This window comes from Rathayibacter rathayi, from assembly GCF_004011095.1.
Classification (GTDB): domain Bacteria; phylum Actinomycetota; class Actinomycetes; order Actinomycetales; family Microbacteriaceae; genus Rathayibacter; species Rathayibacter rathayi.
Genome location: NZ_CP028129.1, coordinates 2031452 through 2051233 on the forward strand (window position 1 = coordinate 2031452; position 19782 = coordinate 2051233).

Consider the following 19782-nt stretch of genomic DNA (forward strand, 5'->3'; position numbering starts at 1 on the left):
CAATGGCCGGTAGCGGCGCCCCCATCACCTCCCCCGTCGACGGCTCGAGCCTGCGCGTCGTCGTCGTCGCGGGGACCTGGCACGAGCAGATCAGCGACGGCCTAATCGCTGGAGCGAGCCGAGCACTCGACGAGGCCGGCGCCTCCTGGTCGCTCGTGCGCGTACCCGGCTCGTTCGAGCTGCCCGTGGCCTGCAAGGCGGCGCTGGAGGCGGGGGCCGACGCGGTCGTCGCCCTCGGCGTGATCATCCGCGGCGGCACCCCGCACTTCGAGTACGTCTCGGACGCCGCCACCTCCGGACTCACGACGGTGTCGATCCAGACCGGCAAGCCGGTCGGCTTCGGTGTGCTCACCCTCGACACGGAGCAGCAGGGCATCGACCGGGCCGGGCTCCCCGGCTCGAAGGAGGACAAGGGGCGCGAGGCGGCCGAGGCGGCGGTCTCGACCGCGCTGCTCCTGCGCGAGCTGCGCAGCTGATCCGCTCCGGGGAGGCCCATCCTGCGCCAGCCTGCAGATCAGGCTGGGAGAACACGGACTAGGGTGATCGGGTCGTCACAAGCGACCCCTCTCCTCCCCTCACCCTGCGCCCGGGACGCCCGACCGACACCCCGCCTCGCCGGCTCGAGGGGAACCGCCGTCCACACGGAGCGCCTCCCACATGTCTTCTCCCACCGTCTCCGACGCGCCTGCCGCCGCCCCGCAGAACTCCCGCGGCCGGGTGATTTTCGCGAGCCTCATCGGCACGTCGATCGAGTTCTACGACTTCTACGCCTACGCGACCGCCGCCGTCCTGGTCTTCCCCGCTCTCTTCTTCGCGAACGACGACCCGGCCACCGCGCAGCTCGCCTCCTTCGCCGTCTTCGGCGTCGCCTTCATCGCGCGCCCGATCGGCTCGATCATCTTCGGCCACTTCGGCGACCGCATCGGCCGCAAGGGCACCCTCGTTGCGTCCCTGCTCACGATGGGCGTCGCGACCTTCCTGATCGGCTGCCTGCCCACTGCGCTCACGCCAGGGTGGGACTTCCTCGCTCCGTTCCTGCTCGTCGTGTTGCGCTTCGGCCAGGGACTGGGACTGGGCGGCGAGTGGTCCGGAGCCGTGCTGCTCGCGACCGAGAACGCGCCGGCCGGCAAGCGCGCCATCTACGGCACCTTCCCGCAGCTGGGCGCGCCGATCGGCTTCATCGTCGCCAACGTCCTGTTCCTGGTGCTGGCGAGCACTCTGGACGACGAGACGTTCGCCGCCTGGGGCTGGCGCGTGCCGTTCCTGGCCAGTGCCGTGCTCGTGATCATCGGCCTGTACGTGCGGTTCACGCTCGTCGAGACCCCCGCGTTCCAGAAGGTGGTCGAGAAGGGCGAGGTGGCCAAGCTGCCGCTGGCCCGCGTCTTCGTCACGAGCTGGCGCCCGCTCATCCTGGGCACCTTCATCATGCTGGCGGCCTACGTGCTCTTCTACCTGATGACCACGTTCACCCTGATTTACGGCACGGCGCCCGCCGACGGCCTGGTCCCGGGGCTCGGCTACCGCCGCAACGACTTCCTGATCATGCTGATCGTCGGCGTCGTGTTCTTCGGGGTCTTCACCCTCGTCTCCGGACCGCTCGCCGAGCGCTTCGGCCGTCGGCGCACGCTGCTCACGGTGACCGCGGCGATCATCGTGTTCGGCCTGCTCTTCGTCCCGCTGTTCAGTGCCGGCTTCGCGGGCGTGATGGCGGTGTTGGTCCTCGGCTTCACACTGATAGGCCTGACCTTCGGCCCGATGGGCGCCGTCGTACCCGAGCTGTTCCCGACCAACGTCCGCTACACCGGCTCGGCGATGGCCTACAACCTCGCCTCGGTCCTCGGAGCGGCGCTCGCGCCGATCATCGCGGTCGCGCTGTGGAAGGCGGCGGCGGGCAGCACCGTGCTGGTCGGCCTCTACCTCAGCGCCGCGGCGGTGCTGACGCTGATCGCGCTCCTGCTCTCCACGGAGACGAAGAACGCGTCGTACCACGACAACGTCTCGTAGGTCTCTCCGCTCGGAACGGCCCGTCGGTGTCCCCCGGCGGGCCGTTCGCAGTGCGTCCGCATCCGGCCCGCCCGCTGGCGGCCTGCTCGCAGCGATCACGGGGCAGAATAGACGGCGATGAGCACCACCACCTCCCGGCGCGGCGGCCGACGACCCTCCCGCGACGACGGACCCCGCGCCTCCTTCTCGCAGCTTGTGCCCTACCTGCTCGAGCACCGCGGCATCCTCTCGGTCGTCGTCGTGCTGAGCCTGTTCGGAGCGGCGGCGAGCCTTGGCCAGCCTCTCCTCGTCGGCCAGGTCATTGCCCGCGTGCAGTCCGGGCTCGACCTCGGGCCGCTGGTCTGGGCGCTCGTCGGCCTGGTGATCGCCTCCGGGCTCATCTCGGGCTTCGCGCACTACCTGCTCCAGCGCACCGGCGAGGGGATCGTACTCTCGAGCCGCCGCCGACTCGTCGCGCGGCTCCTGCGCCTGCCGATCCGAGAGTTCGACGCCCGCCGCACCGGCGACCTCGTCTCGCGCGTCGGCTCCGACTCCACGCTCCTGCGGGCGGTACTGACTCAGGGGCTCGTCGACTCGATCGCCGGCTCGCTGGTCTTCGTCGGAGCGATCATCGCGATGGCGGTCATCGACTGGGTGCTGCTGCTGATCATCGTGGTCGTGGTGGCGGTGGCCCTCGGGCTGGCGCTGACCCTCGGCCGTGGCATCCGCACGGCCAGCCGTAAGGCGCAGGAGAAGGTCGGCGACCTGGCCGCCGCCGTCGAGCGTGCGATCAGCGCGGTGCGGACGATCCGCGCAGCCGGAGCGACCGATCGCGAGATCGCGGTCGTCGACCAGCACGCCACCGAGGCCTACCGCCTGGGCGTCCGCGTCGCGCACATCTCGGCCCTCGTCGTGCCGGTCGCCGGGATCGCCCTGCAGGTCGCGTTCCTCGCCGTCCTCGGCGTCGGCGGGTACCGCGTCGCATCCGGAGCGATCGACGTCGCTCAGCTGGTCTCGTTCATCCTCTTCCTCTTCATGATGGTGATGCCGCTGGGCAACTTCATCGGCGCGATCACCTCGGTGAACTCGGCGCTGGGGGCCCTCGGCCGCATTCAGGAGATCATCGACCTGCCAATCGAGGGCGACGGCGACGCCGGCTCCGGCGGGTTCGGGGCAGGAGTCGCGGAGGAGGCGATCTCGTTCGAGAACGTGGTGTTCTCGTACGACGAGGGCGCTGTGCCTGCTGCGGAGGGCGCCGTGCCTGCTGCGGAGGGTACCGCGGAGCAGCGCGACCGGACGGTCCTGCGCGGAGTCTCCTTCACGGTGCCGCGCGGCAAGCGCACCGCACTGGTCGGCCCGTCTGGCGCCGGCAAGAGCACGATCCTGGCGCTGATCGAGCGCTTCTACGACCCGGAGGAAGGCGTCGTCCGCCTCGGCGGCATCGACATCACGGCCATTGATCGCGACGCCCTGCGCGCGCAGATCGGCTACGTCGAGCAGGACGCTCCTGTTCTGGCCGGCACCATCCGCGAGAACCTTGTCCTCGGCCGCCCCGACGCCGACGACGCCGAGTGCCTCCGCGTGCTCGAGGCCGTCAACCTGACCGATGTGCTCGAACGCAATCCGCTCGGCCTGCACGCACCCGTCGGCGAGAGCGGGGTGATGCTCTCGGGCGGCGAGCGCCAGCGCCTGGCGATCGGCCGCGCACTCCTGGCGGCCCCGCCGATCCTGCTCCTGGACGAGTCCACCTCGAGCCTGGACGGCCTCAACGAGCAACGGCTGCGCCTGGCGATCGACGCGGTCGCCGAGAACCGAACCCTGCTGGTGATCGCGCACCGCCTGTCGACGGTCGTCGACTCCGACCGCATCGTCGTCCTGCGCAAGGGCGAGGTCGTCGGAGTCGGCACTCACTCCGAACTCGTCGAGTCCACGCCGCTCTACCGCGACCTCGCGAAGCACCAGCTCCTGGTCTGACGCTCCGCTGCTCCCTCGGCGGCTCAGTGCGGCGGCAGCCGCAGCGCGCCGTCGAGCCGGATGATCTCGCCGTTGAGCATGGGGTTCTCGATGACGTGCCGCACGAGCGCGGCGAACTCTTCCGGACGGCCAAGGCGGGCCGGATGGGGTGTGACGGAGCCGAGCGCCTCCCGCGCCTTCTCCGGCAGGCCGGCGAGCAGCGGCGTATCGAAGGTGCCCGGCGCGATCGACACCACGCGCACCAGGCGGGCGGCGAGCTCCCGCGCGAGCGGCAGCGTCAGCGCAGCCACAGCCCCCTTCGACGCGGCATAGGCCGCCTGCCCGATCTGCCCCTCGAAGGCAGCGACGGAGGCGGTCGTCACCAGGACACCGCGCTCGCCGTCGATCGGCTGCTGCTCGGCGATCGAGGCCGCCGCGAGCCGCAGAACGTTGAGGGTCCCCGTCACGTTCACGCGCAGCACCTGCTCGAACTCCTCCAGCGGCAGAGGCCCGTCCCGTCCGAGGAGCCGCCCCGGCGTGGCGATGCCGGCGCAGCTGACGGCGATCCGCAGCACCCCCGCCGCCTCGACGGCCCGCGCGAGCGCGTCGGAGTCGAGCACGTCTCCCGCGATCAGCCGGACCGACGCGGGCAGGCTCGCCGCCTCAACGGCCCGCGGCAGGTCGAACACCACGACCCTGGCCCCGGCGAGGGCAAGACCCGTCGCAGTCGCCGCCCCGAGTCCGGAGGCGCCGCCCGCGACCAACGCGGATGTCCCGTCCAGGCGCACGATCAGCCCTCCGCGGCTCGGGTCGGCTCGACCCCGGGCACCACGGCGGGCTCGCTTCCGGCTTCGCCTGCGCCGTCGCTCGTGGGCTCACCGGTCGGGTCGGTGCCCGGTCTGGGAGACGCGAGCGCCTGGGCCGAGCAGGTCGTCAGAGTCGAGTCGTAGGCGTCCCGGGCACGCTGCGCGGCGATCCGGTCCTGGTCGTCGCCGAGGGGGCTGGCGGCTGGCGGCCGCTCCCCCAGACCGTAACGGGCGAGGCAGTCGGCGATCAGACGGGCGATGCGTGCCCCGTCCTCCGGGTCGCTTGAACTTGTCGGCGTCGGTCCAGTGGTCGAGACGGTGCTCGGCGCCTGGACGGCACCGTCCGGCACATCGGCGGCGAGGCCCGTGCAGGCCGTGAGCCCCAGGGCGAGCCCGGCGGCAATGAGCAGCGCGACGCGCGGGCGGATCCTCGTACGCGGGAGCATGGACGACCTCGTTCGTGACCGGTGCGGTCGGGATGGGGGCGAAGGTGCGGGCGAAGGTGGTGGCGGGACTGCGGAGGGGCCTGAGGCCGAGAACGCCGCGGGAACGACGGGTGGCGCTGCGGTCGACAGAGTGGTCGGGAGTGCGGCCACGGTAGCGCAGGGACCGAGCGTCGTCAGGTGCGGGCGCGCTCTCACAGCGAGTGTCACCCCCAACGGGGCACAGTGTCTCTGTTCTAGGCGGGATCCGCGAGCGCCCACATCGCGACGGCAGAGGCCGCCGCGACGTTGAGCGAGTCGATCCCGTGACTCATCGGGATCTGCACAGCGACGTCGGCCGCGGCGAGCGCCTGAGCGGTGAGCCCCCGAGCCTCGGTGCCGAGCACCAGGGCTACCCGCTCCGGGGCACGGCCGGCGAACTCCCGCAGCGGCACAGCCTCCGGTGTCAGCGCCATCGCCGCGATCGTGAAGCCCGCCCCGTGCAGGAGCCGCTGCGTCGACTCCCAGTCACCGACGCGAGTCCACGGAATCTGGAGCACCGTGCCCATGCTGACCCGGATCGCGCGGCGATAGAAGGGATCGGAGCAGCGCGCCGTGACGAGCACAGCGTCCGCTCCGATCGCCCCGACCGATCGGAAGATCGCGCCGACGTTGGTCGGATCGACCACGTCCTCGAGCACGACGACGCGTCGGGCGTCGGCGAGCAGCTCGGCCGGATCGGGCAGCACGGGCCGGTCCACGGCCGCGATCAACCCGCGGTGCAGGGTGTACCCGGTGAGCTCGGCCAGCAGCTCGCCCGGCCCGGTGAAGACGGGCACATCGAACGCTCCGACCAGCCGCTCCGCTTCCGGAACCGACCCGCCGAGAGCGAGCACCGACCGCGGCCGATGGCCGACAGCGAGAGCGCGCTCCAGCACGAGCGCCGACTCCGCGATGTAGAGCCCGTGCGGCCCGCGGGCGTTCTTCAGCGCCACGTCCGTGGCGTGCGCGTAGTCGCGCAGGCGCGGGTCCGTGAGCGCCGTGATCTCGATCCGCTTCACAGGATCAGGCGAACGGATCGGGGGTGAGCGTGTACTTGGTGCTGAGGTACTCGTGGATCCCCTCGAGCCCGCCCTCACGGCCGAGGCCCGACTGCTTCACCCCGCCGAAGGGCGCCGCCGCATTGGAGACGACGCCGACGTTGAGGCCCATCATCCCGGTGGCGATCCGCTCGATCATCCGCTGACCGCGGGCGAGATCGCCGGTGAAGACGTATGAGACGAGTCCGTACTCGGTGTCGTTCGCGAGCGCCACCGCTTCGTCCTCATCACTGAACGGCACGATAGCGAGGACCGGTCCGAAGATCTCGGTGCGGAGAATCTCACTCCCCCGGTCGACCCCGGTGAGGACGGTCGGCTCGTAGAAATGGCCGGGCCCGTCGAGGCGGCTGCCTCCTGTGCGCAGGCTCGCACCGCGCGCCACCGCGTCGGCCACAAGGGAGGTCGCCTTCTCGACGGCGCGCTCATCGATCAGCGGACCGATGGTCACTCCGTCCTCGGTGCCGCGGCCGACCCGCAGCTCGTTCACGCGCTCGGTGACCCGCGCGGCGAACTCCTCGGCGATCGACTCGTGCACGAAGAAACGGTTCGCGGCTGTGCAGGCTTGGCCGATATTGCGGAACTTGGCGAGCATGGCGCCCTCGACCGCTCGATCGAGATCGGCGTCCTCGAACACGACGAAGGGCGCGTTGCCGCCGAGCTCCATCGACGTCCGCAGCACGTTCTCGGACGCCTGCTGCAACAGCGTCCTCCCGACCGGTGTGGAGCCGGTGAAGGAGAGCTTGCGGAGGCGAGGGTCCGCGAGGATCGGAGCCGAGACGGCCGCGGCCGACGAGGTGGTGATCACGTTCAGCACGCCGGCGGGCAGCCCCGCCTCGGCCAGCAGGGCCGCGAAGGCGAGGGTGGTCAGCGGAGTGAGTTCGGCCGGCTTCACGACCACCGTGCAACCCGCCGCGAGAGCCGGGGCGATCTTCCTGGTCGCCATCGCGAGGGGGAAGTTCCACGGCGTGATCAGGTAGCAGGGGCCGACCGGGTGCTGCGAGACGATCATCCGGCCGCTGCCCTCGGGCGAGACGCCGTAGCGGCCCGCGATGCGCACCGCCTCCTCACTGAACCAGCGGAGGAACTCGCCGCCGTAGACGACCTCACCCCGCGCCTCCGCCACCGGCTTGCCCATCTCGAGCGCCATCAGGAGCGCGAACTCCTCGGTGCGCTCCTGCAGCAGGTCGTAGGCTCGCCGCAGGATCTCACCGCGCTTCCTCGGTGCGGTCGCCGCCCACGCGGGCCCGGCCGCGACCGCGGCGTCGAGCGCACGGACCCCGTCCTCCGGGGTCGCATCGGCGATCGAGACGAGGACCGCCCCGGTCGCCGGGTCCTCGACCTCGAGCGAACCACCGCCGGACGCTTCCACCCACTCACCACCGATCAGCAGCTGCGTGGGACTGTGCGCGAGCAGGGCGGTCTCGGCGACGCTGGCGGCGACGGAATCAGTCACGGGAGAGACTCCTTTCTTCGGATCGAAGCGCGGAGGCCGCGCGGGGAGGAACTTTCCGTCCTCCCAGTGTAGGACGGGCCGTTCCGCCGCGAGCGAGGTCGGGGCCCATCGTGAGAACTTCCGCGCCGCCGAGCCCTGTGGAGGGAGATCTCCCTCAGCGTGAGCGCTCGATGCGGACCCCCGCGTCCGCCAGCTCGCGCAGCGCCGCCGCACTCGCCTCCTCCGAGACGCCCGCAACCAGGTCGCTCAACACCCGGACCCCGAGTCCCGCCCGGCGTGCATCCAGTGCCGACGCGCGAACGCAGTGATCCGTCGCGAGTCCCACGACGTCGAGCTCCGTGACGCCCCGGTCGGCGAGCACGGCGCCCAGCGCTGCCCCCTCCTGCGTCGCGCCCTCGAACGCGGAGTAGGAGGGACGGCCCTGGCCCTTGAGGATCTGCACGTCGATGTGCGCCGTGTCCAGGCCCGGGTGGAACTGCGCCCCCGTCGTGCCTGCGACGCAGTGCGCGGGCCAGGTGTCGACGAAGTCCGGCTCCGTCGCGAAGTGGCCACCGTTGTCGGAGTGGCCCTCGTGCCAGTCCCGCGAGGCGAACACCGCGGCGTAGCGGTCCCGATGCGCCGCGAGGTAAGCGGTCACGCCCTCCGCGACAGCCGTGCCGCCGGCGACGGCGAGCGCACCGCCCTCGGTGAAGTCGTTCTGCACATCGACGATGAGGAGTGCGGTGGTCATCGTGGTCCTTCCGGGACGAGGAGGTGGCGGTCGAGGGCGCTTCGGATCACGAGCCCGACAGCGCCGCACCGCAGCGGTAGACGCCGGTGACCAGGGTGTCGATCGCCGTCTTGGCCGAGTCGGTGACCTCGCCGAGAGCGTAGACCGCGAAGGTCAGCTCGGTGCCGTCCGCCGCGGTGATCACGCCGGCGAGTGTGTAGCCGGTGTCAATCCAGCCGGTCTTCGCGCGCACCGCCCCGTCGGCGGCGGTGTTGTCACCGGCGAAGCGGTCGGAGTAGGAGAGCGACCCCGTCCGGCCGGACACCGGCAGACCGTCGAGGAGGACACCCAACTGCCCCTCGCGAGCCTGCACCCTGCGCAGCAGCTCGGTGAAGAACGCCGGGGCGACCGCGTTGTCGTCGCTGAGACCGGAGCCGTCGACGATCGTGATGCCGGACGTGTCGACTCCGTAACCCGCGAGCCCCTGCAGCACACCGGCCTGCTCCGCGCCGAAATCGCTGCCCGCGCCCGTGCGGATCGCGACGAGCCGCGCGAGCATCTCGGCGACCGCATTGTCAGACACCAGCAGCATCTGCTGGATCAGGGTGCCGACCGGGGCCGACTCGACTGTCCCCAGCACGGCGGCGCCGGCGGGCGCGGTGCCGGTCGAGATCGCGGGCGCACCGTTCAGCTCGTCGGCGAACGCCTGGCCCGCGCGGCCGACCGGATCGTCGCCGCGCTCGGAGGTGGAGGCCGCCGGATCCTCGCGGTCACCGTCCACCTGGAGCGCCGTGATCTCCGGCATGTAGCCGTCGACCTGCTCCTTGCGGTTCCAGCTGGGCTGCCACGTCTCACCCGAGTAGAGGGAGGAGTCGAGCACGAGCGACGTGATCGACGTGCCGGCCGTCACAGGGTCGGCTTCCCAGGCGTTCTCGACCTGAGCAGCGAGGTCGTCGAGGTGCGCTGCCCCCGGGTAGGTCGACTCCTGCCCGGTCGGCAACCGAGTCAGGGTCAGGTCGCCACCGCCGACGAGGACGACGCTCCCCGGGGCGCTCCCCCGCACCACCGTGGTGGCAAGACGCGCGTCCGGCCCGAGCACGGCGAGAGCCGATGCTGCCGTGAGGATCTTGAGGGCGGAGGCGGTACGGGACGCCGTCGTGCCCCCACGATCGAAGAGGACCTCGCCCGTCGCCGCGTCGACCACGCGCGCCTGCATCGAGCCCAGACGCGGATCGGCCGCGAGCCCCGCGACGGAGCAGGTGCGCAGCGCCTCACCCTCTCCGGCGGCGCTGGGCCGTGCCCTGGCGGTCGGAGTCGGAGTAGCGGTTCGAGCCGCAGCCACGGCCACGACCGGCGCGTCCGGCTCCGCGGCCCCACCCACTGCCGTACCGGCCCCGAAGGCACCGATAGCCAGCACGGCGGCGACGAGGAGGGCGGCGATCGCGAGGGTGCGGCGGCGAGGCGGAGTGGCGGTCATTCGCACCAGGCTAACCGGCCCGGTTCGATGCGGCCCGGTTCGAGGCGAACGTGGCGTCGCGGCACTGGCGGGACGGAGCCCCGAGGAAGTGGAGCCGCCCGGAAGTGGAGCCGCCTGTGGGAATCGAACCCACGACCTTCTCATTACGAGTGAGACGCTCTGCCGACTGAGCTAAGGCGGCGTGCACGCGGGGCCGGAGCCTCGGACACGGTTACCGAGCATACCCTGCTCACGCGCCCGGAAGTGAATCGGGCCGCGGCCCCGCTGGGCGGCGCTCGGAACGCGCCGAGACCGCCGTGCCCCGGTCAGGTGAGCGCGCCGCGCAGCTCCTCGAACGATCGGGCGATCCGGCCGGGCAGCGCCTCCCTACCGTCGTGATCGACCCAGGCCGCCCAGGCGTGGCGCACCGCGGCGAGACCGAGGAGGGTCAGCATCCGCGCCCGGCTGCGCACGCGCTCCGCGTCGTCGCCCTGACAGCCGAGGCGCTCGGCGACCAGTCCCTCGATCGCGAGCTCGAACTCGCGCATCCCGGCGATCTTGAGCCCCACGAGGTGCGGATGCTCGCGGAAGAGTGCGCGCCGGAGGACATGCAGCTCCCGGTCGTCCTCGAGCGGCTCCTCCATCGCCGCGACGAAGACGACCTGGAGATCCTCGAGCACCGTACCCCGACCGGAGACGAAGGCGTCCGCGGTCTCGTCGGCGATCACGGGGAGACCGCCGACCAGTGCGTCCTCCTTCGAGGCGAAGTAGTTGAAGAAGGTGCGTGTGGAGACGTCGACGGCACGCGCGATGTCCTCGATCGTCACGCGCTCGGGGCCGCGCTCGCTCGCGAGGCGCAGGACCGCGATCTCGATCGCCCGACGCGTGGCGCGGCGCTTGCGCTCGCGGAGTCCGGGTTGCTGAGTGCACTCCTGCTCGGTCAGCACTGTGGGTCCTCCTTCGGAACGGTCCCCTCGAGCAGGTACGCGTCGACCGCGTCGTTCACGCACGAGTTCGACTTGTTGTAGGCCGTGTGGCCCTCGCCGTGGTAGGTGACGAGGTGGCCGGCCGAGAGTTCGCCCGAGAGGGCCTGGGCCCAGACGTAAGGCGTCGCCGGGTCGTTCGTCGTCCCCACGACCAGGATCGGCGCCGACCCCTCGGCGGTGATCGGCGCGCGGGAGCCCTCGAACGCGGCGGGCCACTGGCTGCAGAGGATGTCGCCGTAGGCCAGGTAGCGTCCGATCGTCGGCGCGGCCTGCTCGAGGGCCGCTTCGTCGGCACGCATCGAGGCGGTGTCGGCGTCGTTGGAGTAGTCGACGCAGTTGATCGCGAGGAACGCCTCGGCGATGTTGTCCGAGTACTGCCCGTCGGCATCGCGGCCGTTGTAGGAGTCGGCGTACTCGAACGCGATCGCGGCATCGCCCTTGCGCACGTCGGCGAGCATCTCGCTGAGCGCTTTCCACGCTGTGGCGTCGTAGAGCGGGTAGACGATCGCGGTGAACAGCGTGTTCGCGCCCAGCTCGCGGCCGTCCGGCGCCCGAATCGGCGAGGCGTCCACATCCTCGAGCATGCCCCTGATCTGCGACATCCCCTCGTCGACCGTGCCGGTGAACGGGCAGTCGGCCGAGCGGAGGCAGTCGGCCAGGTAGGCGCGCAGTGCGCTTTCGAAGCCCTTCGCCTGCTCGAGCACCACGTCGGACGAGGTCGCCGCCGGGTCGATGGCACCGTCGAGGACGAGGCGTCCGACCCGCTCGGGGAACAGACCGGCGTAGGTGGCTCCGAGGAAGGTGCCGTAGGAGTAGCCGAGGTAGTGCAGCGTGTCGTCGCCGAGAGCCGCGCGCAGCACGTCGAGATCACGGGCTGCGCTTGACGTACCGACCTCGGCGAGAAGCGGACCACTGCGCTGCTCGCAAGCCGCGGCGAAGGCCGCAGCGGAGGCGCGCTGCGCCTGGATCCACTCGTCGCTGCCCCGCTCCCCCGGTGGGATGTCGTAGAGGTAGGAGTCGAGTCCAGCGGCATCGAGACACGAGACCGCGGTCGAGGCCCCCACTCCGCGCGGATCGAAACCGACGACGTCGTAGCGGGCCGCGAGCGCGGAGTCGACCGCGTAGCCGGCGCTGTCCCGGATGAGGTCGACTCCTGAGCCGCCCGGTCCGCCCGGGTTCACGAGCAGTGATCCGAGTGTCGGACCCTGCGTCGCGGGGCGTCGGATCAGGGCGATCGACGCGGTCGCGCCCGACGGATCGTCCCAGTCCAGCGGCACGGTCGCATCGGTGCAGAAAGCGCCGTCGCCGCAGTCGTCCCAGACCAGCACTTGCGAGTAGTAGGGCTCGAGACCGGCCGCGACGCTCTGCGGGTGCGGGGAGGAGGTCCGACTCACGGTCGGTCCGGGTGCGAAGCAGGCGGTGAGCAGGGAGGCGACCGCGATGATCGCGAGCACGGCTGCCGACCGGCGCCCCCTCTTCACGCGGCCACCGGGCGTCGGGCGGCGACCACGAGCAGCGCCTCGAGGGCGAGGACCGGCGAGACATTGGCGTCGATCCGCTGCCGCGCAGTAGCGATCGCCTCGAGGACGGCGAGAGTGCGCTCCGGCGGAGTCGAGTCTGCAAGGACCGTCATCTCGGTGCGGACCTCCTCGTTGATGACGCCCCCCGGCGCTCCGAGCTGAAGGCGCACCACATCACGGTAGAGGGAGAGGAGGTCGACGAGGATCCGATCGAGACCGTCGCGGAGGCTGCGCGTCGCACGTCGTTTCTGGTCCTCCTCGAGCGCGCGGAGCTGCGAGCGGAGCTGCGCCGGGACCGTGCCGCCGGGCTCGACGCCCAGCGACCGCAACGCCTGCTGCCGTTCGACCTCGTCGCGCTCGATCGTGATCGCCTTGGCATCCTCGGTCGCGACCTCGATCATCCGCGCGGCGCCGAGCACGGCGTCCGAGACTCCGCGCAGGCGCAGGGCGATCCGGAGGGTCTCTTCCCGCCGCTCGCGGGCGTTCGCGTCGGTCGCCAGACGGTGCGCCATGCCGATGTGACTCTGCGCCTGGCGGGCGGCGCGCTCGGCGGTCTCGGCGTCGACACTGTCCCGGCGACACAGGAGCCCGGCGACGTCCGCCACGCTCGGCACGCGCAGCCGCACCGAGCGCACCCGGGAGCGGATGGTGGGGAGCAGGTCGGCCTCGCTCGGGGCGCACAGGATCCAGACCGTCCGCTCCGGCGGCTCCTCGAGCGCCTTCAGCAGGACGTTCGAGGTGCGCTCGCTCATCCGATCGGCGTCCTCGATGACCATGACGCGGTAGCGCGAGACCGAGGGCGAGTATTGCGAGCTGCTGACCAGGCGGCGCACCTCGTCGATCGAGATGATCACGCGTTCGGTCGCGAGCACCGAGAGGTCGGGGTGCGAGCGGGCGGCCACCTGGCGGCAATCGGGGCACTCGCCGCAGCCGCCGCGCCGGCAGAGCAGGGCCGAGGCGAAGGCGTATGCGAGGTTGGAGCGCCCGGAGCCGGGCGGGCCGGTGAGGAGCCAGGAGTGGGTCATCGCGGCCGACTCGCGGCCGCGATCGTCCCGGGGCGCGGAGGCGACCTGCAGGGCATCGATGGCGTGCTCCTGCCCGACGAGCTGGCTCCAGACGGTCATACCACCAGGCTAACCGCGAGTACCGACAGCGGACGCACGCTCCAGCAGTTCCTCGACACGGGAGCGCACCTCGAGCGCGATCTCGTCGATCGGACGTGCGGCGTCGACCACGAGGAAACGTTCCGCGTCGCTCGCGGCGATGGCCAGGAATCCCGCACGGACGCGTCCGTGGAACTCGGCCTTCTCGGCTTCGAGTCGGTCGAAGCGGGTGCGGGACGAGTCGAGCCGGTCGCGTGCGACGGAGGGGTCCAGATCGAGCAGGACCGTCAGGTCGGGCCGCAGATCGTGGGTCGCCCACTCCGAGAGGCGTCGGACCTCGACCGCGTCGAGCACCCGACCCGCGCCCTGGTAGGCGACCGAGGAGTCGATGTAGCGGTCCTGCACGACGACATCACCGCGCTCGAGTGCGGGACGCACGAGGGTACCGATGTGCTGGGCGCGATCGGCCGCGTAGAGCAGGGCCTCCGCGCGGGGGTCGATCTCGCCGCGGTGATGCAGCACGATCTCGCGGATCTGTACGCCCACCTCGGTGCCCCCGGGCTCCCGGGTGCGCACGACGGTCTGACCGCGCGAGCCCAGCCACTCCTCGAGCAGCCGGGCCTGCGTCGTCTTGCCCGCGCCGTCCCCGCCCTCGAGGGTGACGAACAGCCCCGTCACGACTGCGTGGCGTCCGTCGTCTCGGCGGCGGCCGTCGCCGCCGCGCGGCTCGCGGCGGTCGTGCGCGACGCTGCGGGCTTCTTCGTAGCGGTGGTCTTCGCCGCGGTCGTCTTCGCGGCCGTAGTCTTCGCCGCGGTCGTCTTCGCGGCCGTAGTCTTCGCCGCGGTCGTCTTCGCGGCCGTAGTCTTCGCCGCGGTCGTCTTCGCGGCCGTAGTCTTCGCCGCGGGTTTCTTCGCCGGCGCGCGCTTGGCCGGAGCCTTCTTCGCCGGACCCTTCGCCCTCTTGTCGGCGAGCATCTGAACCGCTTGCTCGAAGTCGATCTCCTCGATCGTCATGCTCTTGGAGATCGTGACATTGGTCTCACCGTCGGTGACGTACGCGCCGAAGCGACCGTCGCGGATGCGGATCGGCTTGCCGCTGATCGGGTCCGCCTCGAACTCCTTGAGCGCGCTCGACGCACGCCGCGCCCCGTACTTGGGCTGGGCGAAGATCTCGAGTGCGGTCGAGAGGTCGACCTCGAAGATCTGGTCTTCGCTCGTGAGCGACCGGCTGTCGGTGCCCTTCTTGATGTAGGGACCGTAGCGCCCGTTCTGTGCGGTGATCGCCTCTCCACTCTCGGGGTCCTCACCCACCGTCCGCGGCAGATCGAGCAGGCGCAACGCCGTGGCCAAGTCGATCGACGCGACGTCCATCGACCTGAACAGGGAGGAGGTGCGCGGCTTGACGACCGCGGGCTTCTTCGCGCCGCGCTTCGCCGGTGCGGGTTCGGCGACCTCACCCGTCGCCGGATCAGCCGCCGTCTCCGGCTCGGGGTCGACCTCGGTCACGTACGGGCCGAACCGGCCGTCCTTGACCACGACGGTCTTGCCGGAGTCGGGGTTGCTGCCCAGCACACGGTCGGTCTGCACCGGGGCGTCGACGAGCTCCTGCGCCTTGGCAGGGGTGAGCTCGTCGGGTGCTAGCTCGAGCGGCAGGTTGACGCGCCGGGGCGTCTCCTGCCCCTCCTCCTGCGCAACCTCAAGGTAGGGGCCGTACTTGCCGATGCGCAGGGTGATCTCGTCGGTGATCCGCACGGAGTTGATGCTCTTCGCGTCGATCTCGCCGAGGTTGTCGACGACGTGGCGGAGCCCCGGGTGCGTCCCACCGCCGAAGTAGAAACGGTTGAGCCAGGAGACGCGGTCCTCCTCTCCGCCGGCGATCCGGTCGAGGTCGCCTTCCATCTCGGCCGTGAAGTCGTACTCGACGAGGTCCGAGAAGAAGTCCTCGAGCAGCCGCACCACCGAGAAGGCGATCCAGTTGGGCACGAGGGCCGTGCCGCGCGGAGTCACGTAGCCGCGGTCGACGATCGTCGAGATGATCGAGGCGTAGGTCGAGGGGCGGCCGATGCCGAGTTCCTCGAGCGACTTGACCAGGCTCGCCTCGGTGTATCGCGGGGGCGGGGAGGTCTCGTGGCCCTTCGCCTCAACCTCGGCCACGACCACCTTCTGGCCCACCTCGAGCGGAGGCAGTTTGGCGTCCTTCTCGTCGCGGGCGCCGTGGCGCTCCTCATCGCGACCCTCCTCGTAGGCGAGCAGGAAGCCGCGGAAGGTGATGACGGTGCCGGAGGCGGTGAACTCGGCGGTTTGCGCGATGTCGCCCGCCGGCTCGGCGAGGAGGGTCACCGTGGCGGTCGAGCCCTTCGCATCGGCCATCTGCGAGGCGACCGTGCGCTTCCAGATGAGCTCGTAGAGGCGGAGATCGTTGCCGCGCAGGGTGCCTGAGAGCTGATCGGGAGTGCGGAACGTCTCGCCCGCTGGCCGGATCGCCTCGTGCGCCTCCTGGGCGTTCTTGTTCTTGCCCGAGTAGAGACGCGGCTTCTCTGGGACCGTCTCGGCTCCGTAGAGCGAGGCCGCCTGGCTTCGCGCAGCGTTCAGCGCCTGCTGTGAGAGCCCGGGCGAGTCGGTCCTCATGTACGTGATGAAGCCGTTCTCGTAGAGCGACTGCGCGACGCTCATCGTCTGGCGCGCTGAGAAGCGGAGCTTGCGCGCCGCCTCCTGCTGGAGCGTGGACGTGGTGAACGGGGCGGCGGGGCGCCGCGAGTAGGGCTTGGATTCGAGGTTCGAGACCCGCACTGTGGTGGCGGGTTCGCGCAGTGCCTCGGCGAGAGCTCTGGCGGAGGACTCGTCGAGGACGGTGACATCGCCCTTCAACTGTCCGCGGTCGTCGAAGTCGCGGCCGCTTCCCATTCGCTTACCGTCCAGCCGTGCCAGGCGGGCGTCGAATCCTGCCGCGGCGTCCGACTCAGGTGCGAGCACGGTCGCGAGGTCCCAGTAGCTCGCCGAGACAAACGCCAGGCGCTCGCGCTCCCGGTCGACGACGAGGCGGGTCGCCGCCGACTGCACGCGGCCAGCTGAGAGACCCGGGCCGACCTTGCGCCAGAGCACGGGTGAGATTTCGTAGCCGTAGAGGCGATCGAGGATGCGGCGGGTCTCCTGCGCATCAACGAGTGAGGTGTCGATATCACGCGTGTTGTCGCGGGCCTTCTGGATGGCGTCCTTGGTGATTTCGTGGAAGACCATGCGGTGCACGGGCACCTTGGGCTTGAGCTCCTCGAGCAGGTGCCACGCGATGGCTTCGCCCTCGCGGTCCTCATCAGTGGCGAGGTAGAGCTCGTCGGCGTTCTTGAGGGCGCGCTTGAGATCGGCGACCGTTTTCTTCTTCTGGTCGGAGACGACGTAGTAGGGCTCGAAGCCGTTGTCGACGTCAACGGAGAACTTGCCGAGCGGGCCCTTCTTCAGCTCCGGCGGGAGGTTCTTCGGCTCGATGAGGTCGCGGATGTGCCCGACGGAGGCGAGCACCTCATAGCCATCGCCCAGGTACTGGGCGATGGTCTTGGCTTTCGCCGGCGACTCGACGATCACCAGCTTCTTCGTGCCGGACACAGTTCTCCTCGATTGGTGCTGTCGGGTCGGACGACCAGTGGTCCGACATCCCCTGCTTCGGGGAGACGGTGCGCGACGACATGGTACGGGGAACGGCGACGCGTCCCCATCGGCGGGGCCGCCCGACAGGCACACCATACACACTGACTCGGGCGTCCTTCGCCCTCCTGCCGCCCGGGACCTCGGGAACCGTACGAGAACGCAGGCCACCGCCTCCCAATCGCCTGCCCGGTCCGTGGCGGGTGGGGTGACGCGCGACGCCGATCGGCGCATGATGAAGCATGGCAACGACGCACACCACCACAACCTCCGCCTATACGGCCAAGTTCCTCGACGGCCCACTGGAGGGGAAGACCCTCCGCCGCGGATACGGCAACGACTCGGCTCCCGCCGCGCGCTTGGAGATTCCCGGCGCCCGAGCGGGCTCGCGCTACATCTACCTCCTCTCCGGCGGGCTCGAGCACGACGAGGGGGCGGGCGCCCTGCCGACCGCTGCCGCCTACCGCTACCAGCGCCTCAGCTCCGACTGAGGGGGCCCTGGCGCAAGGGTGGTCCGCTCCTCGATGCCGACCACCCTCGCGCGAGGTCGCACGGCTCACGGTGGCGGCCCTGCCCGCGAGCGCGCGGTGAAGGTGAGGGAGAGCGGGTCCACCGCGACCGCCGTCGCCACGCTCGCCACACTTCCGTCGAGCGTGCAGAGGCGGAGTTCGGCGCCGTTCGCCTGCGCGACCTCTGCCGCCCGCCGGCACGGGTCGCCGGTGAGCAGTCCGGACGCGACGTCCGCGGCGGCGAGCGCCGATGCGTCCGCCGCCGCCACCGCCCGCTGATTTCCGACGACTCCGCTGCAACCGGCGAGCACGGCGACCGTCACCAGGATCGTGCCCGCGACGACCCCGACGGCGACGACCGCTGCCGATCCCTGGTCCCCGTCGCAGACCCCTCGAAGCGCCCGGCGCATCAGCCGCCACCGCCCAGTGCGCAGGACCGGACCGCGACCGGGAGCGACACCGCCGGCAGGGGACGCAGTCGAGCCGCGACGTCGACGCAGACCAGGCCGTCCTGGTCCCCCGTCGAGACGGACGCCCCCACGACGCGAGCGAGCGCCACGCCGGGGTCGTCGCCCCGCGCCGCGGACCGGGCCGCGTCGGCCGCGGCATCGACGAGCCGGATGTACTGCGCCGAGGCCGCCACCGACCCCAGGCAGAGCGCCAGCACGACGATCACCGCCGGGAGCACGAGGGCGAGCTCGGCCGTCGCCGACCCCTGCTCCGGCGCGAGCCGCGCGCGCAGGTGCGCGAGGGCTCTCATCCTGCTGCTGTGAGAGCGCGGGTCACCAGATCGGTGAGGATGTTCCGCACCTCGTCGCCCTTGAGGATGACCACCAGCAGTCCCGCGAACCCGACAGCGGCCATCGTCGCGATCGCGTACTCCGCCGTCGCGGACCCCTCCTCCTCGCTCAGCACGCCGAGCCCCCTTCTCCCGCGTCCGCGCCACTGGTCTCCGCCGCCGCGCGAGAAGTCGCCGCCGACTCCTGCGCTCGAGGCGACACTCCGTCCGCCCGCGGGGCTCAGGCTCGTCCGTGCCCAACCGCTCCCCGCGCCCGGGCTCCGGGAGAACCTCCCGCTCCGCGCGACTCCCCCACTGCTGATCGCCGTCTTGCTGCTCATCTGTCCTGCTCCGTTCCGCCCCGCTCCGTGCCCCCTCCTCCGAGGATCGCGCACCCGCGCTCCCACCGCGGCGGCCGTCGGCCGATCTGTGGAGCACAGCGGGATTCCGCTCCTGTGGAGGAGTCGCTGACCGCCTCACGCCGCGACCGAGAACGTCGAGAGCAGCACCGACACGACCATCGGAGCCACGCCGAGCAGGAGGAACGCCGGCAGCACGCACACGCCCAGCGGCAGCATCAGCGTCACTCCGAGGCGCGCGGCGCGCTCCCGCGCTCCGGAGGACGCCCGCGCCCGCACCAGCGCCGCCTCGCTCCTCAGCAGACGGCCCGCCGGGACGCCCGCCGCCGCCGACAGTGCCAGCACCGAATCGGCGTCGGCGAGAACCCGCTCGTCGGCGCCAAGGCCGCATTCGGCGAGTGACGCCAGCATCTGGGCCCGCGACGAATCGAGCGAGCCACCGCCGGCCAGCGCGACCGCGAGGAGGTCGAGGGCAAGCCCGGGCGCCGGGTCGTCGGGAAAAGCCCCGTGAACGAGCCGCCGCGTCCAGGCGTGCGCGCCTGCCATCAGCCCGGCACCCCCGACGAGGCAGATGAGGCCCGGCACCGTCCCGAGGAGCACGCCCACCACATCGAAGCCCAGCAGCCCACCCAGACCCAGTGCGGCGAGCGGCAGAGCACCCACCACCCGCCCCGTTGCGGCTGGACCGGCCAGAGCCACGGCGATGTCACGGTTCGCCCGGGCCAGCTCGCGCAGCGACTCCGCCAGCTCGCTGAGAGCTGCGGCGATCGGCGCGCCGGAGTCGGCGGCCACCCGCCAGGCAGCGGCCAGCGCTGCCCACGCGGTCGCTTCTCCAGCATTCGGCCCGGAAGCTCTCCATCGGGCCGGGCACCGCCCCGGCCGCCCCGCCGCGAGGCCGGTACCCCGCGCAGCAGCGCTGCGGTCACGTCGCCGCCGCGCGCGGCTTCCTCCGACACCGCCCGGAGGAGCCGCCGTCGCCGCGCGTCGCCGCGATCCGCTCCCTCCGC

19 protein-coding genes and 1 tRNA gene are annotated in these 19782 nt (G+C 71.5%); 4 read left to right on the plus strand and 16 right to left on the minus strand.

Translation table 11 applies throughout. The features are described from left to right. Nucleotides 1–2 precede the first annotated feature (2 nt). From ribH to C1O28_RS09745, 3 genes are all read left to right on the plus strand, one after another. Nucleotides 3–476 carry a 6,7-dimethyl-8-ribityllumazine synthase gene (gene ribH / locus C1O28_RS09735; RefSeq protein ID WP_097165422.1) on the plus strand — a complete coding sequence of 158 codons (474 nt, stop codon included), beginning with the start codon at nt 3–5 and terminating at the stop codon, nt 474–476. Between the two features lie 181 nt (nt 477–657). Next, nucleotides 658–2004, plus strand: coding sequence for an MFS transporter (locus tag C1O28_RS09740; RefSeq protein ID WP_097165421.1), 1347 nt, complete (start codon nt 658–660; stop codon nt 2002–2004). Between the two features lie 117 nt (nt 2005–2121). Further along, a complete protein-coding gene (locus C1O28_RS09745; RefSeq protein WP_097165420.1) occupies nt 2122–3957 on the plus strand; it encodes an ABC transporter ATP-binding protein in 1836 nt (611 codons plus the stop codon). A 23-nt stretch (nt 3958–3980) separates the two neighbouring features. Here C1O28_RS09745 and C1O28_RS09750 read toward each other — a convergent pair whose 3' ends face one another. The 12 genes from C1O28_RS09750 to topA form a co-directional block, all read right to left on the minus strand. Next, complete coding sequence (locus C1O28_RS09750; RefSeq protein ID WP_097165419.1) at nt 3981–4724, minus strand: SDR family NAD(P)-dependent oxidoreductase; 744 nt, start codon at nt 4722–4724, stop codon at nt 3981–3983. A 2-nt stretch (nt 4725–4726) separates the two neighbouring features. Next, nucleotides 4727–5188 (minus strand): hypothetical protein, encoded by a 462-nt coding sequence (locus C1O28_RS09755; protein WP_097165418.1) that lies wholly within the window; start codon nt 5186–5188, stop codon nt 4727–4729. Between the two features lie 233 nt (nt 5189–5421). Beyond that, the gene (locus C1O28_RS09760; RefSeq protein ID WP_097165417.1) at nt 5422–6225 is read right to left on the minus strand and encodes a TrmH family RNA methyltransferase; all 804 of its coding nucleotides are present in this window, start codon (nt 6223–6225) and stop codon (nt 5422–5424) included. Nucleotides 6226–6229: 4 nt separating this feature from the next. Further along, complete coding sequence (locus tag C1O28_RS09765; RefSeq protein ID WP_097165416.1) at nt 6230–7717, minus strand: NAD-dependent succinate-semialdehyde dehydrogenase; 1488 nt, start codon at nt 7715–7717, stop codon at nt 6230–6232. Between the two features lie 154 nt (nt 7718–7871). Then, the gene (locus C1O28_RS09770; RefSeq protein ID WP_097165415.1) at nt 7872–8447 is read right to left on the minus strand and encodes an isochorismatase family protein; all 576 of its coding nucleotides are present in this window, start codon (nt 8445–8447) and stop codon (nt 7872–7874) included. Between the two features lie 46 nt (nt 8448–8493). Next, nucleotides 8494–9903 carry a D-alanyl-D-alanine carboxypeptidase/D-alanyl-D-alanine endopeptidase gene (gene dacB / locus C1O28_RS09775; RefSeq protein ID WP_097165414.1) on the minus strand — a complete coding sequence of 470 codons (1410 nt, stop codon included), beginning with the start codon at nt 9901–9903 and terminating at the stop codon, nt 8494–8496. 105 nt (nt 9904–10008) lie between these two features. Then, a tRNA-Thr gene (locus C1O28_RS09780) sits at nt 10009–10084 on the minus strand. 124 nt (nt 10085–10208) lie between these two features. Then, entirely contained in the window at nt 10209–10829 is a 621-nt protein-coding gene (locus C1O28_RS09785; RefSeq protein ID WP_202129286.1) for a TetR/AcrR family transcriptional regulator, read from the minus strand. Then, nucleotides 10823–12349 carry an alpha/beta hydrolase gene (locus tag C1O28_RS09790; protein ID WP_097165413.1) on the minus strand — a complete coding sequence of 509 codons (1527 nt, stop codon included), beginning with the start codon at nt 12347–12349 and terminating at the stop codon, nt 10823–10825. The genes C1O28_RS09785 and C1O28_RS09790 overlap by 7 nt, the downstream gene beginning before the upstream one ends. Further along, nucleotides 12346–13512 carry a DNA polymerase III subunit delta' gene (locus tag C1O28_RS09795; RefSeq protein WP_097165412.1) on the minus strand — a complete coding sequence of 389 codons (1167 nt, stop codon included), beginning with the start codon at nt 13510–13512 and terminating at the stop codon, nt 12346–12348. Before C1O28_RS09795 ends, C1O28_RS09790 begins: the two co-directional genes overlap by 4 nt. A gap of 9 nt (nt 13513–13521) precedes the next feature. Next, a complete protein-coding gene (gene tmk / locus C1O28_RS09800) occupies nt 13522–14169 on the minus strand; it encodes a dTMP kinase (RefSeq protein ID WP_097165411.1) in 648 nt (215 codons plus the stop codon). Next, nucleotides 14166–17090: a type I DNA topoisomerase gene (gene topA, locus C1O28_RS09805; RefSeq protein ID WP_104334653.1), complete on the minus strand. Its 2925-nt coding sequence runs from the start codon at nt 17088–17090 to the stop codon at nt 14166–14168. The genes tmk and topA overlap by 4 nt, the downstream gene beginning before the upstream one ends. A gap of 281 nt (nt 17091–17371) precedes the next feature. Between topA and C1O28_RS09810 the strand changes: the two genes are divergently transcribed. Beyond that, on the plus strand, nt 17372–17620 hold the full coding sequence (locus C1O28_RS09810) for a hypothetical protein (protein ID WP_097165409.1): 249 nt from the start codon (nt 17372–17374) through the stop codon (nt 17618–17620). Between the two features lie 65 nt (nt 17621–17685). On the opposite strand, the gene C1O28_RS09815 is transcribed toward C1O28_RS09810, so the two are convergent. The 4 genes from C1O28_RS09815 to C1O28_RS09830 form a co-directional block, all read right to left on the minus strand. Beyond that, nucleotides 17686–18048, minus strand: coding sequence for an Rv3654c family TadE-like protein (locus C1O28_RS09815; RefSeq protein WP_097165408.1), 363 nt, complete (start codon nt 18046–18048; stop codon nt 17686–17688). Then, nucleotides 18048–18398: a TadE family type IV pilus minor pilin gene (locus tag C1O28_RS09820; protein WP_097165407.1), complete on the minus strand. Its 351-nt coding sequence runs from the start codon at nt 18396–18398 to the stop codon at nt 18048–18050. Before C1O28_RS09820 ends, C1O28_RS09815 begins: the two co-directional genes overlap by 1 nt. Continuing rightward, the gene (locus tag C1O28_RS15675) at nt 18395–18757 is read right to left on the minus strand and encodes a DUF4244 domain-containing protein (protein ID WP_237397894.1); all 363 of its coding nucleotides are present in this window, start codon (nt 18755–18757) and stop codon (nt 18395–18397) included. The genes C1O28_RS09820 and C1O28_RS15675 overlap by 4 nt, the downstream gene beginning before the upstream one ends. A gap of 135 nt (nt 18758–18892) precedes the next feature. Next, the gene (locus C1O28_RS09830; RefSeq protein WP_127821493.1) at nt 18893–19567 is read right to left on the minus strand and encodes a hypothetical protein; all 675 of its coding nucleotides are present in this window, start codon (nt 19565–19567) and stop codon (nt 18893–18895) included. Nucleotides 19568–19782 lie beyond the last annotated feature (215 nt).